Source organism: Oerskovia enterophila, assembly GCF_001692445.1.
GTDB lineage: Bacteria > Actinomycetota > Actinomycetes > Actinomycetales > Cellulomonadaceae > Oerskovia > Oerskovia enterophila.
The window spans coordinates 61,472-74,368 of sequence record NZ_MAQA01000012.1 but is presented as its reverse complement, the minus strand read 5'-3'; the positions used below and the strand labels follow the sequence as shown (position 1 = coordinate 74,368).

General features: G+C 70.8%; 12 protein-coding genes. 8 read left to right on the top strand and 4 right to left on the bottom strand.

The annotated features are described in order from the left end of the window. Positions 1-27: 27 nt before the first annotated feature. The gene (locus OERS_RS06970; RefSeq protein WP_056648226.1) at positions 28-333 is read right to left on the bottom strand and encodes an urease subunit gamma; all 306 of its coding nucleotides are present in this window, start codon (positions 331-333) and stop codon (positions 28-30) included. 264 nt (positions 334-597) lie between these two features. Between OERS_RS06970 and OERS_RS06965 the strand changes: the two genes are divergently transcribed. Both OERS_RS06965 and OERS_RS06960 read left to right on the top strand, forming a co-directional pair. After that, entirely contained in the window at positions 598-4,038 is a 3,441-nt protein-coding gene (locus OERS_RS06965) for an FUSC family protein (RefSeq protein ID WP_139107728.1), read from the top strand. A 32-nt stretch (positions 4,039-4,070) separates the two neighbouring features. Continuing rightward, positions 4,071-4,451: an MmcQ/YjbR family DNA-binding protein gene (locus OERS_RS06960; protein ID WP_068625242.1), complete on the top strand. Its 381-nt coding sequence runs from the start codon at positions 4,071-4,073 to the stop codon at positions 4,449-4,451. 14 nt (positions 4,452-4,465) lie between these two features. Here the strand turns inward: OERS_RS06960 and OERS_RS06955 are convergent, their stop codons facing one another. Next, positions 4,466-4,768, bottom strand: coding sequence for a helix-turn-helix transcriptional regulator (locus OERS_RS06955; RefSeq protein ID WP_056648233.1), 303 nt, complete (start codon positions 4,766-4,768; stop codon positions 4,466-4,468). Between the two features lie 66 nt (positions 4,769-4,834). Here OERS_RS06955 and map point away from each other — a divergent pair, with 66 nt between their 5' ends. Beyond that, on the top strand, positions 4,835-5,611 hold the full coding sequence (map, locus tag OERS_RS06950; protein ID WP_068625241.1) for a type I methionyl aminopeptidase: 777 nt from the start codon (positions 4,835-4,837) through the stop codon (positions 5,609-5,611). A gap of 121 nt (positions 5,612-5,732) precedes the next feature. Next, positions 5,733-6,107, top strand: coding sequence for a DUF1622 domain-containing protein (locus tag OERS_RS06945; RefSeq protein WP_068625240.1), 375 nt, complete (start codon positions 5,733-5,735; stop codon positions 6,105-6,107). 27 nt (positions 6,108-6,134) lie between these two features. Here OERS_RS06945 and OERS_RS06940 read toward each other — a convergent pair whose 3' ends face one another. Then, the gene (locus OERS_RS06940; protein ID WP_068625239.1) at positions 6,135-7,136 is read right to left on the bottom strand and encodes a hypothetical protein; all 1,002 of its coding nucleotides are present in this window, start codon (positions 7,134-7,136) and stop codon (positions 6,135-6,137) included. Positions 7,137-7,296: 160 nt separating this feature from the next. On the opposite strand from OERS_RS06940, the gene OERS_RS06935 reads away from it, so the two are divergent. Beyond that, positions 7,297-8,253 carry a 3-methyladenine DNA glycosylase gene (locus tag OERS_RS06935; RefSeq protein WP_231907725.1) on the top strand — a complete coding sequence of 319 codons (957 nt, stop codon included), beginning with the start codon at positions 7,297-7,299 and terminating at the stop codon, positions 8,251-8,253. 98 nt (positions 8,254-8,351) lie between these two features. Continuing rightward, the gene (locus OERS_RS06930) at positions 8,352-8,639 is read left to right on the top strand and encodes a hypothetical protein (protein WP_211268446.1); all 288 of its coding nucleotides are present in this window, start codon (positions 8,352-8,354) and stop codon (positions 8,637-8,639) included. On the opposite strand, the gene OERS_RS06925 is transcribed toward OERS_RS06930, so the two are convergent. Then, complete coding sequence (locus tag OERS_RS06925) at positions 8,626-8,937, bottom strand: DUF6881 domain-containing protein (protein WP_068625237.1); 312 nt, start codon at positions 8,935-8,937, stop codon at positions 8,626-8,628. The two genes, OERS_RS06930 and OERS_RS06925, sit on opposite strands and share 14 nt — an antisense overlap. A gap of 229 nt (positions 8,938-9,166) precedes the next feature. Here OERS_RS06925 and OERS_RS06920 point away from each other — a divergent pair, with 229 nt between their 5' ends. Continuing rightward, complete coding sequence (locus tag OERS_RS06920) at positions 9,167-9,994, top strand: aminoglycoside 3'-phosphotransferase (RefSeq protein ID WP_068625236.1); 828 nt, start codon at positions 9,167-9,169, stop codon at positions 9,992-9,994. Between the two features lie 209 nt (positions 9,995-10,203). Beyond that, positions 10,204-12,873, top strand: a complete 2,670-nt coding sequence (locus tag OERS_RS06915; protein ID WP_068625235.1) for a purple acid phosphatase family protein — start codon at positions 10,204-10,206, stop codon at positions 12,871-12,873. Positions 12,874-12,897: the final 24 nt, after the last annotated feature.

Sequence of the window (12,897 nt, the reverse complement as noted above, 5' to 3'; positions counted from 1 at the left end):
TTCGTCGTGTGCCCCTGCCGACATATGTCAGGCCGCCACGGGGTCGTGACACGAGACCAGCTTGCTGCCGTCGACGAACGTCGCCTCGACCTGGAGGAGGGAGAGCCTCTCGCGCACGCCCGGCATGCAGTCCTTCTCGGAGACGACCTTCTTGCCGAGCTCCATGCACTCGGCCACGGACTTTCCGTCCCGCGCGGCCTCGAGAATTGCTTCCGAGATCAACGCCTGCGCCTCGCTGAGGTTCAGCTTGGTACCACGCTCACGACGCTTCCGCGCGAGATCTGCCACTTGGTACACATACAGCTTGTCGATTTCTCGTGGGGTGAGATTCATTGCCTGCACGACCTTTCGGGGTGCGACCGGCAGCCGGAAGCCATCGGTCTTCGCGTCTGATGTCTTCGACCCTACGCGGGGCGCACGGGACTGCAACCCGAGGAGAGAAAGGGCTCTGAGCAGGAGTTTTATCGCCCGTGAATCCCGACCTAGATGCGACGTCGTCGCAACAGATCGTCATCACAATTCACCCGAAACGATCATGCCGAGGCACCCGGACATTCCTGTCGGGCCGGAACGGAACGCCCCGTATAGCCTGAACGCGTGGAAACCGTGTGGCTCGTCCTCGGAATCGTCATTCTTGGTCTCGTCCTGCTCGACGTCTTCCTGACCGCGCTGAACTACGACGAGTCGGGATTCATCGCCGGGCCGCTCGCGTCGGGTCAGTGGCGGCTGCTGCGTCGCGTCACACGCCGGATGTCCAGGCGGTGGCGCCCCCTCGCGCTGCGCCAGGTCACGGGGCTGCAGATCATGATCACGGTGATCGCCTGGCTGTTCGGGGTGATCCTCGGGTTCGGGCTGATCTACTACGGCCAGATGACCAAGACGGCGTTCTCGGTGTCGGGCACCGGGGCGAGCCTCGACTTCTTCAACGCGATGTACTTCAGCGCCGCGCAGCTCTCGACGGTCGGCGGATCCTCCCTGACCGCCGAGACGGACGTGCTGCGCTTCCTCAGCATCGCGGAGACGCTCACCGGCGTCGTCCTCGTCTCGCTGATCCTGACCTTCCTCCTCGGCGTCTACGACGTGATCCGCGACCTGCGCGCTCTGTCGGCACAGTTCTTCAGCGCCGAGCGGGGCGCCGGCTCGGCCGTCGCGAGCCTCGCCCCGTACTTCCAGCAGGGGCAGCCCACCGGCCTCGACGGGCACCTCGACGGGATCGCGAGCACGTTCTCGAGCTACACGGACGGGATCCGGCTCCACCACGCTGCCTACTACTTCCAGAGCGGGCGCGACCAGTTCGCTCTCCCGTACGCGATCCGGATGCTGGGCGGCACCCTCGGCGCCCTCCGCTGGGGCCTGCCGACCGGGCACACCGCGTCGACCGAACCGGACCTGATACCCCTCTCGTTCCAGTTCCTGGAGTTCGGGGAGTATCTGCAGAAGAGGCTGCGCTGGTCGAGCGTCGACGTCCCGGAGATCGTGAGCGCCGAGGAGTTCGCGCGCCTCGCGCAGGAGAAGCGGCACCGCGGCCGGCGGGACGAGTGGGTCACCCGCTTCGTGGACCTGGAGCGCGACATGGCGGAGCTCGCGGCGATCGAGCCGCTCACCGACCTCGACGACTCCTACCGTCGTTACACCGAGTGGCTGCCCTTCGCCTACCGAGCCCAGCAGATCACGCTCGCGGTCAGCCAGGACCTGGACTACCAGCCGATCATCGTCACCGACAAGCCGGTCTCGATCCTGCACAGCGACGACGCGCTGGCGCTCCAGAACCTCGAGGAGGACGTCCCGGGCCCTGTCGTCGAGGCGCTCGGCCCCCGCGACCGCGGCGCTCGCAGCCGGCTCTCGCGCTGGGAGACCTTCGTCGACCAGCACGTCTCGCTCGTCGACCCCGGCTACGCGCGCCTCCGCGCGGCCGGACGTTCCGTGCTAGCCGCGAGCGCCGCCGTCGTCTCCTTGTACTTCCTGTTCGAGGCCACGGGGCGCGACGGGATGCAACCCGCGATGTTCGGCGGGTTCGTGGCCATGCTCAGCACCGGCATCTCGGTCGACAAGACGCTGCGCGGGCGCAAGATCACCAGCATCCTGCTGATCGTGCCGATCAGCCTCGTGGTCGCGCTCGGCGCGCTGGTCTCCGACTCCCCTGCCTGGACCGCGGTGCTCGTGGTGTCCGTCGCGACGCTCGGGGTGTGGCTCGGCCGGTTCGGGCCACGCTGGGGCGCCCTGGGCCAGGTCACGTTCGTGGCGTACTACTTCGCGCTCATCCTGCGCCTGCACCTCTCCGACGTGCTCCTGTACGTGACCGCGGCCGCGCTCGCGATCGCCTGGGCGTTCCTCCTGAACTACGTGATCCTCCCCGAGCGCCCCCGCAAGGTGCTGCAGGGTGGCATCGAAGGCTTCGGTCAGCGCCTGGTGGCCTCGATGGACTCCCTCATCGACGCCGTGTCCTGGGCGCGCTGGGACCCCGACATCCGCAAGCGTGTGAGCCTCGACATGCGCGAGCTGCACCGTGGGGCCGCGTTCCTCGCGGGCCAGCTGACCGGCGAGGAGAACGCGACGGGCCTCGATCCTGCCCGCAGCGCCGAGCTGCGCCTGCACGTGTTCGACACCGAGCTCGCCGCCGTCAACCTCAAGACGGCGGCTCGCAACGTCACGGGTACCGCGATCCCTCTCGAGCTCCGGGGCCGGCTCGCGGGCCGGCTCGAGCTGCTGCAGGCCCACCTCGCGGAGATCGCGGCCCGGCCGCTCGACGGCTCCGCGCCGACCCCCACCACACCCCACCTCGCGCCCTGGCAGGACGATCGCCCGCCGGCGGACTGGCCCCAGGCAGCACGTCTGCTGTACCAGGCCACCAACGAGCTCTACCGCGCGGCCGACGTGCTCCGGACGGCCGAGACCGCGGGCCTCGACCCCGACGCCCCCCCGCTCACCACGGTCGATCCCGACGACGCACAGGTCGACGACGCGGGCCTCGACGAGCTGGCGACGTCCGCACCACCGTCGGACGGGAAGAAGTCCCTGTCGCCCATGACGAGACGGGCCGCACAGGTCGCCGTGGCGACGGGCGCGGCGCTCGGCGTCGGCGAGGCCGTGTCCGCGACCCACCAGTACTGGGCGACGCTCGCGGCGTACCAGGTGCTGGGCGGCACGGACGGCGAGACGTTCGTCAAGGGCGCCCAGCGCATCACGGGCACCGTCGTCGGTGCAGCCGTGGGCTTCGGCATCGCGATCTGGACGGGAGCAGACCCCGCGATCATCGTGCCGCTGCTGGCCCTCGCGGTGTTCGCCTCGACGTACTACCGGCCGGTCTCACCTGCGGTGTCGAACTTCTGGACCACCATGATCTTCGCGCTCCTGTACGAGTTCCTCGGACGGCTCACCACGCAGGCGCTCGAGATCAGGATCCTGGAGACGCTCTTCGGGGCCGTGGTCGCTCTGCTCGTCGCATGGTTCGTCTTCCCGACGCACACGCGCACCAAGCTCAACAAGGACATCACCCAGCTGGTCACGGACATCGAGATCGTGATCGTCGCGGGCCTCGAGCGGCTCGAGGGCGGGAGCAAGATCTCGAGGAAGGCCATCGACAAGCGGCTCCTCGTCATCAACAAGGACGTCCGGCAGGTCAACGCCACGGCCGCGCCGCTGCGTCGGACGTCGGGCTCGCTCGAGGTCGACGGCATCGAGGGGCGCCTCACGGCCGTCTGGTCCCTGACCTACTACACCCGCCATCTCGCGCACGCGGTCGAGCGCATGATCGAGGCGGGGGGCGACCTCACGTCCGAGGACTGGGAGAACCTGCGCCGCACCACGAGCCACAACATCGGCGCCCTCCGCGCCGCGCTCGCCGACAGGCTCCCGACCAAGGTCGAGGAGAACCTCGACGTCAGCGCCGACTACGACCCGACCGGGCCCACGACTCGCAACGAGGACGTCGTGCTGCGCCAGCTCGAGCGCATCAACCAGACGCTCGTGGTGCTCGTCGAGAGCGTCGCCCCCGGGGCCACCGAGAAGGACGAGGCCGCGGCGAGGTCGACGCTCTGACATCCGGGCCGGCCAGGCGTAGCGTCGGAGGCATGGCCACCTGGGACGACGTCGGTCGGGTCGCGTCGGTCCTCCCCGACACCGAGGAGCGCCGGCCGCGCGAGTGGGCCGTGCACGGCCGGAGCTTCGTGTGGGAGAGGCCGTTGCGCCGTCGGGACCTCGACGAGCTGGGCGACCTGGCGCCGGACGCCGCTCCCCTCGCGTTCTACGTCGCCCACGAGGGCGAGAAGCTCGCCCTCGTGGGCGACGAGCCCGGCACGTTCTTCACGACGACCCACTTCGCGGGCTACCCGATCGTCCTGGCTCGCCTCGACCTGGTCGCGGTCCCCGAGCTCGAGGAGCTCGTCGAGGACGCGTGGCTGGCGCGGGCACCGAAGCGCCTGGCCCAGTCGTTCCTCGACGCGACCGAGTAGGTACGGCCTGACGCCTAGGAGGCCCACCGTTCGCGCGCGCCCTCGCGCGCTCCGGCCCCCTGAGCGCCAGGTTCCGCCTGGGTGACCTCTGCCCAGACGGCGTCGAGCGAGAGGCCGAGGACGTCGGCGATCGCAGCGACGGTCGGGAAGGCAGGGGTCGCGACCCGGCCCGTCTCGATCTTCCGGAGGGTCTCGGGCGAGACGCGGGCGTCGAGCGCTACCTCGAGCATCGAGCGATCCCCCCTGGCCCGACGCAGGAGGGCGCCGAGACGCTGTCCGCGCTCGACCTCGGCTGGTGTGAGGGGCAACCTGACCATGGTGCCGATTCTAGTACCGGGATGATATGACCGGTATAGTTATCGGAAACACGAGAGAGGCACTCCATGATCGAGATCCTGAACCCCACCGAGCTCGCCCAGGCACGCGAGACGGGCGCCCTGGTCGCCCACGTCCTGCAGACCCTCAAGGCCCGCAGCACCGTCGGCACGAACCTCCTGGACGTCGACCGGTGGGCGCAGGCCATGATCACCGAGGCGGGAGCGCAGTCCTGCTACGTCGACTACGCCCCGTCGTTCGGGCGGGGACCGTTCGGCCACTACGTGTGCACGGCCGTCAACGACGCCGTGCTGCACGGGATGCCGCACGACTACACGCTCGCCGACGGCGACCTGCTGACGCTCGACCTCGCCGTGTCGCTGGGCGGGGTCGCTGCGGACTCCGCCCTCAGCTTCGTCGTGGGGGGCTCGGAACCTCCCGAGAGCGTCGCGCTCATCGGGGCGACCGAACGGGCCCTGGCCGCCGGTGTCGCGGCCGCGCGGCCCGGGGCCCGTGTCGGTGACATCTCGCACGCCATCGGCTCGGTCCTCAGCGAGGCGGGGTACCCGATCAACACCGAGTTCGGTGGGCACGGGATCGGGTCGACCATGCACCAGGACCCTCACGTCGCGAACACGGGGCGTCCCGGCCGGGGGTACAGGTTGCGCCCCGGCCTGCTGCTCGCGCTCGAACCGTGGGTCATGGAGGACACCGCGGAGCTCGTCACCGATGCGGACGGATGGACGCTCCGTAGTGCGACGGGCTGCCGGACCGCACACAGCGAGCACACGATCGCGATCACCGACGAGGGGGCCGAGATCCTCACGCTGCCGACCCCCTCGTGAGGTCGAGGCTCCGTGCACCGCTGCCGGCCTGACGCGGTCGACCGGGACGCCCCGGTGCACCCCGGCGCTCCCCCGACGCTCTCGCCCGGCCCGCCGGGCCGTTCCGTCCTAGGCTCGGCTCATGACGTTCGCCGAGGTGATCGAGGTCGTCGGCAAGGTGGTCGACGCCGCAGGGGTCGCCGCGATCGTGGTCGGCGCCCTGTACGCGACGTTCCTGTCGGCAACCCGGCGCCATGAGGGCAACGTCTACCGGTTGTTCCGGCGCCGCCTCGGCAGGTCGATCCTGCTCGGGCTCGAGCTGCTGGTCGCGGCCGACATCATCCGGACGGTCGCCATCACCCCGACGCTCGAGAGCGTCGGGGTGCTCGCGGCGATCGTCCTCATCCGGACGTTCCTCAGCTTCTCGCTCGAGCTCGAGATCACGGGCCGCTGGCCGTGGCAGCAGGTGCCCGCAGGGGAAGAGCCTGGCGCGCAGGAGGGGCCGGCCGCGTCCTGAGCCGTGGCGCGACCGGCGGCCCCCTGCTCAGGGAGCCGTCGAGAAGATGACCGAGTCGTACTCGAACGCTCCGGGGCTGACCTCCAGGGTGAGGTCCGCCGGGTCGTTCACCCCGAACGCGACTGGGAAAGTGACCGACTGACCAGGAAGGAGCGACGTCGTCGGTCCTCCCTCCAACCCGTTCTGGGAGTCGAAGATCTGCGACCCCTCGACCCCGGCCGAAGAGAGGGTCGTGTACGTGAGGGTCGGGTCGAACGCCTCGTCGGTGCCGTTCGTCAGCGTGATGTCGATGCGGACGAACTGCGTGAACCCCTCGGCGCCGGCGGCCCACTCGGACGGGGTGTACGCCGCGGGGACGCTCGCTGCGACGGCGAGGCCGTCCTCGAACGTCGCTGTCTCCCCGAAGGCGAGCGCGAGGGCGGGGACGTCCTCGGGAGCCGGGTCGGCGGGGGCCTCGTCGACCGCGGCGTCCTCGTCGGCGGGCGCCTCGGGGGCGACCTCCTCGACCGACTCGGTCGCCACGTCGTTGACGGCGCTGTCGACTGCCGAGATGAAGATCGCGTTGGAGACGATCACCCCGATGCCCGCCACGACCGCGATGATGATCGCAGCGATGGACAGGCCCTTGCCCGGAGCACCCTTCGAGGCCTTCACGAGGCCGACGATCCCGAGGACCAGTCCGGCGAACGCGAGGATCCCGCCGAAGATGTTGACGACCGGGATGAGGCACAGGACGAGGCCGAGGAGCGCGAGCACGAAGCCCGTGATCGCCAGGCCCGACGACCCCTGCTGCGCCGGGGGCTGCGCGCCGTACCCGGGGCCTTGTCCGTACTGGCCGGGTCCGGTCGGCTGGCCGGGGTAGCCCGCCTGCTCGCCGGGATAGGTTCCGGGCTGGCCCGGGTACGCGGCGGGCTGACCGGGGTACGCGCCCTGCCCAGAAGGGTCCGGCTGACCGGGGTATGCGGGGCCGGGCTGTTGCGGGTCATCCGGGGCCGGAGGCTGCGGCTGTCCGTACGGCGGCTGAGACATGGCTCTCCTTGCGACCGGTGGCCGCTGTCGTGGGCCGTCACCGACCCCCCTGCGGTCCGGCGCGATTGCTGGACCCTGGTGCCATGTTCTCGTGTCCTCGCGCCCTTCCGCTCCTGCTGGTGGGGTGAACTTCGCTCGCCGAGCCACCTACCCTGGGACCATGCCCTCCCTCGACGTCTCCGACCGCGCCCTCGCGCCCGAGGTGCGCGGCGCCGTCGGGCAGGTCCTGGACAGCGACACGTGGCTCCCGCTCGCTGCGGCGCACGCCACGCGTGCCGACGCCCTGACCGCGGGCTGGCGCGAGCGCAAGGCCCAGGGCGAGAAGCACGCGGTCGAGGACTTCCTCTTCACCTACTACCCCACGCGCCCGGCTCAGCTGCGCCGCTGGCACCCGGGTGCGGGCGTCGCGCTCGCTCCCGGCAAGGAGGGCACGCCCGACGACGTCGCTCCCCTTCTCGCCGAGCGTGCGGACTGGCGGTGGCACCGGGCCGACGCGGCCGGCCGGGTGAGCCTCGACGTCGAGGCGTTCCTCGCCGACCGGGGCGACACCGTGCGCTACGCGCGCGAGCTGCTCGCTGCTACGGCGTCGCGCCCGGCGACGCTCGGGTGCTTCGGGCTGCACGAGTGGGCCATGGTCTACCGCGACCACGCCGAGGGGCGTGACCACCGCCACCCGCTGCCGCTGCGGCTCGGGGCACAGGGGACGGACGAGGTCGTCGCGTCGCACCCGGTGCGGTGCTCGCACTTCGACGCGTTCCGCTTCTTCACCCCGGAGGCCGTGAGCCTCAACCGGCTGCAGCCCACCCGGGAGACTCAGCCGGCGCTCGAGCAACCAGGCTGCCTGCACGCGAACATGGACCTCTACAAGTGGGCGACCAAGCTGTCCCCCGCGGTGCCGAGCGGTCTGGTCCTCGACGCGTTCGAGCTCGCTCGGGATATCCGGTGGGTCGACATGAGGGCGAGCCCCTACGACGTCTCGTCCTACGGCGAGGCGCCCGTGGCCATCGAGACGCCCGAGGGGAAGGCCGAGTACGTGCGGCTGCAGCGCGGGTTCGCCGAGCGCTCGGCCGTGCTGCGCTCCCGGCTGCTCGAGGCCTGCGAGCGCCTGCTGGGCTGAGGGACATCACGAGCCCGTGTCGTCCCGTCGAGAGCCGGAGCCGGAGCCGTGCGACAGTTGCCCGCATGACCAGGCCTCTCACGGACCGCGAGCGCAGCGTGCTCGACACTCTGCTGTCCGTCGACGTGGACGGGGCTGCCGAGCTTCGCCGTGCAGCCCGGCGCACCGTGGTGTCCGGCACGTGCGGTTGCGGCTGCCCCTCGATCGATTTCCGGCCCGGCACCGGGATGCGTGTCATGGTGAACGCGACCGTGGCCGGCTCCTTCGACAGCCTGTTCCTCTATCTGATCGACGGCGAGCTCGGCGGCATCGAATGGGTCGGGGTCAGCGACGACAGGCCGACCGAGCTTCCCGAACCTGCACGCCTCACGATCACTCCGGCCTGAACCACCTGACACTGGAGCCCACGCGGGCTGAGTGCCAGACCGCCTCGAACTCCGACTGCTCGACGAGCGCGACCACGAACTGGGGATCTTCCGCGATCTGTGCCGGAAGCGGCACAGGGATCAACCCGAGGCCGGTGCTGTCAGACTCGTGGTCCTCGTCCGCCCACGTCAGACTCCCGTCGGCGAACTCGTCGACCTTGCGCGCCTCCCACCCTCCGACCACGTGCGCCCACAGAACCACCGGGTCGTTGGCGCTGCCGTGGATCCACCGAACACGCTGGAAGTACTCGCTCGTCATTGCGCCATACTCCCGTATCGTCCTCAAGGACCGGTGAGCATGACCGGCACCGACGACCAACCGTACGTGCGGCTGCAGCGCGGGTTCGCCGAGCTCTCTGCCGTGCTGCGCGCCCGGCTGCTCGAGGCCTGCGAGCCCCTGCGGGCTGTTCCGCGACCCAGGGGGTGCCTCTCACCACCGAAGCCCGGCGGGTCATGAGGCACGGGGCGGGTCCTGGCAGGATCAGGGCATGTCGCGTCCGCCCCTTGCCATGATCCCGACCGGCCCCGTGCCCGTGCCACCCGCCGTCCGCTCGCTCGTCGACGCCGCCGGGGGCGGCGACCTTGTCCCGGTGTGGCGGAACAACCTCGGCGGGCTCACGTTCCGCTGGGGCACGAACGGCACAGGCGGCACGGACCGGTACCTCAAGTGGGTCGCCGCGGGCACACCCGAGATCGACCTCCTCGCCGAGGCAGAGCGGCTCGCGTGGGCGTCGCATCACACGGCCGTGCCCCACGTGCTGGACGCCGGGCAGGACGAGCTGGGCACCTGGCTCGTGACCGAGGCCATCGACGCGGCCTCGGCCGTCGACCCGCGCTGGGTCGCCGAGCCCGCCACCGCGGCAGCCGCGATCGGCCACGGGCTCCGCGTCCTGCACGACGCCCTGCCCGTCGAGCGCTGCCCCTTCACCTGGAGCGTCGAGGAGCGTGTCGCGCGCGCCGACGAACGGATCGCCGACGGCGAAGGCCCCACCGAGTGGTTCCCCGAGCACGCAGCGCTCACGGTCACCGAGGCCTGCGCCCGGCTCGACCTCGCGCCGCCCGTGGACCGCCTCGTCGTGTGCCACGGCGACGCGTGCGCACCCAACACGCTCGTGCGCGCCGACGGGTCGTTCGCCGCGCACGTCGACCTCGGCTCGCTGGGAGTCGCCGACCGCTGGGCCGACCTGGCCGTCGCGGCCTGGAGCACCGAGTGGAACTACGGGCCCGGCTACGACCGGATCGTCTACGACGCCTACGGCATCGAGCCGGACGAGGAACGGATCGCCTACTACCGGCTGCTCTGGGACCTGGGCTGAGACGCTCCCCCCTCCCCTGCCCGACGACGGGGCGCACCGCCACGCGCGAGGCGCGCCACGCCGTCGGGCAGGGAATGGGCACGAAGCGGACGTTTCGCGTTCATCGTCGGCTCACCCGGTAGCCACCCGGGTCAGGTGGGATCGGGACGGCGCCAAGGTCGCGCCGCCCAGCTGCCGCGCTCGCGCGCGGGACCGGACGAAGGACTGACATGACGCAGACGATGGACACCCCTGTCCGCCCGGTGCGGAGAAGCGTGCCCGCGCTCGCCCTCCTCACCCTGGTCGGCGGGCTCGTGCTCGCCGCCACCCCCACCCAGGACGCCTCCGCGGCGACCGCACCCCCCGCACCGCTGCTCACCACCGCGGACACCACCTGGAAGTACCTCGACGACAACACGGACCCGGGCACGCCCGAGAACCTGCTGTCGTGGACCCAGCCCGCCTACGACGCCTCGGCGTGGAAGTCGGCCAAGGGGTCGTTCGGGGCCAAGGGCGGCAAGCTCGCGGCCGTCGGGCCGCACACCCCCACGACCCTCCTGACCCAGTACATCGAGGGGACCACGACCGACGTCCCCACGTTCTTCTTCCGCTCGACGTTCGAGTTCGACGCCGACACGGCGGCCGAGCTCGAGAAGGTCGTCGGCAACGTCGTCTACGACGACGGGCTGGTCGTCTACGTCAACGGCGCCAAGGTCGCCGGCTTCCACGACGAGCGCGTCACGAGCACGACGACGAACCTGCAGTACGCGGGCTCGGGCGCCTCCGACCCGGTCGCGGCCTCGTTCGACCTCGACCCTGAGGCCCTGCTCGACGGGACCAACACGATCGCGGTCGCGCTCTACCAGGACCGCGCGTCGAGCTCGGACGTCTACTTCGACCTGACCTCGCTCACGCCGGTCGCCGAGGACGCCCCGGTCGTGGTCGCCCCGCCGACCCGCGTCATCCTCACCCCGACCGAGACGCCCGAGACCTCGCAGTCGATCTCGTGGCTCGCGGGCAGCGAGGCCGACACCACGGGACAGGTCGAGATCCGGCCTGCCTCCGGCGGCGCGACCCGCACGCTGCGCGCCTACGCCGCTGGCGCCGTCAACGGCAACGCCAAGCAGCACTTCTCGGTGACCGTGCCCGGCCTCAAGCCCGCGACCGAGTACTCCTACCGCGTCGGCGTGCCCGGCGCATGGACCGGGTGGAAGACCTTCGGGACGGCCGACCCGGCCGAGACGGACTTCTCCTTCATCTACTACGGCGACGCGCAGATCGGCCTCGACAGCACCTGGCCCAAGGTCGTCGCCCAGGCGCAGGCCACGGCCCCCGACGCGATCGGCTCGGTCCACGCGGGCGACCTGATCGACTCGGCGAGCAACGAGACCCAGTGGGTCAACTGGTTCAAGGGCATGGAGAACGCCGCGGCGACCAGCAACGTCATGGCCGCCCCCGGCAACCACGAGTACTCGGGCGACAAGAAGCTCGCAGCCTGGAAGGCGAACTTCGAGTACCCGCTCAACAACCCCACGACCGAGACCGTCGGCGAGCTCGCACAGCTCGCCGTGGGCGACACCCCCGTGGCCCGCCAGTACGCCGCCTACTTCGCGCACTGGAGCGAGTTCGCGGCCGAGACCGTGTACTTCACCGACTACCAGGGCATGCGCTTCATCACGATCAACGCGACCCGCGACACCGCGTTCCTCACGCCCGACGCGCTGCCCGCGTGCACCGGCACCGACTGCCCGCAGGCCAAGGTCGCCGAGCTCTGGACCCAGTTCCAGGCCGCGTGGCTCGACACCGTGCTCACCGAGAGCCCGTCGAAGTGGAACGTCGTGACCTTCCACCAGCCCGTCTACTCGACGTCGTCGGGCCGTGACGAGCCCGTGCTGCGCAAGTACTGGGTCCCCGTGTTCCAGGAGCACGACATCGACCTCGTCATGATGGGTCACGACCACACCTACGCGCGCGGCTACAACGACGAGGACCGCACCGACACCGAGGGCGTGACCGACGGCCCCGTCTACATCGTGTCCAACTCGGGAGCCAAGCACTACGACCTCGCGGCCCCCGACAAGAACGTCTGGACCAACAACGGCGCGACCCAGGTGCTGCGCGGCGAGAAGATCACGACCTACCAGGTCGTCGACGTCACGGCGGACACCCTGACCTACAAGTCCTACATCGCCGAGAAGGTCGCGGGCGCGAGCACCGACCTGCCCGTGGGCGCGGTCTACGACGAGTTCACGGTCACCAAGCGCGACGACGGTACCAAGTGGGTCACCGAGGCCGGTGTCGCCGTCCCGAGCGAGGTGACGTTCACGACGCAGCCCGCCGCCGCCGTCACGGTCGAGTCGGGCAAGAACGTGACGATCTCCTCGACCGCCGTCTCGACCTCGACGGCCACGCCCGCTCCCCGCGTCGCCTACCAGTGGCAGACCGCCGCCGCGGGCACCGACGCGTGGACCGACATCGCCGGTGCGACGTCGAAGAACCTCCTGCTCAAGAAGGTCTCGGCCACGACCGACCAGCACCGCTACCGCGTGGTCGCCACGGCCGGGAAGTCCTCGACGACCTCGGCCGTGAGCACCGTGACCGTGGCCAAGGCCCCGACGACGCTCAAGCTCGCCGCGTCCTCGCTGCGCACGGGCGCCAAGCCGCGCGTGACCGCCAACGCGTCCGTGGCCGGGACCGTCGAGGTCACGGTCGTCTCAGGGATGTTCGTGACGACCACGAGCGTCCCCGTCGCGAAGGGGGTCACGACGACGGTCACGCTGCCCCAGTCGCTGCCCTTCGGCGTGAGCGGCGCGACCGTCCAGGTCACCGCGACGCTCACCCCGACCGACTCCGTCGAGCTCGCCGGCACGACCGCGGGGTTCACGACGACGATCGGCTGACGCCGGTCGGTTGCACCTCGGCCG

Coding starts and splice junctions, on each gene's coding strand:
- OERS_RS06970 (WP_056648226.1), bottom strand. CDS start 333: ATGAATCTCACCCCACGAGAAATCGACAAGCTGTATGTGTACCAAGTG.
- OERS_RS06960 (WP_068625242.1), top strand. CDS start 4,071: ATGGCCACCTGGGACGACGTCGGTCGGGTCGCGTCGGTCCTCCCCGAC.
- OERS_RS06955 (WP_056648233.1), bottom strand. CDS start 4,768: ATGGTCAGGTTGCCCCTCACACCAGCCGAGGTCGAGCGCGGACAGCGT.
- map (WP_068625241.1), top strand. CDS start 4,835: ATGATCGAGATCCTGAACCCCACCGAGCTCGCCCAGGCACGCGAGACG.
- OERS_RS06945 (WP_068625240.1), top strand. CDS start 5,733: ATGACGTTCGCCGAGGTGATCGAGGTCGTCGGCAAGGTGGTCGACGCC.
- OERS_RS06940 (WP_068625239.1), bottom strand. CDS start 7,136: ATGTCTCAGCCGCCGTACGGACAGCCGCAGCCTCCGGCCCCGGATGAC.
- OERS_RS06935 (WP_231907725.1), top strand. CDS start 7,297: ATGCCCTCCCTCGACGTCTCCGACCGCGCCCTCGCGCCCGAGGTGCGC.
- OERS_RS06925 (WP_068625237.1), bottom strand. CDS start 8,937: ATGACGAGCGAGTACTTCCAGCGTGTTCGGTGGATCCACGGCAGCGCC.
- OERS_RS06920 (WP_068625236.1), top strand. CDS start 9,167: ATGTCGCGTCCGCCCCTTGCCATGATCCCGACCGGCCCCGTGCCCGTG.
- OERS_RS06915 (WP_068625235.1), top strand. CDS start 10,204: ATGACGCAGACGATGGACACCCCTGTCCGCCCGGTGCGGAGAAGCGTG.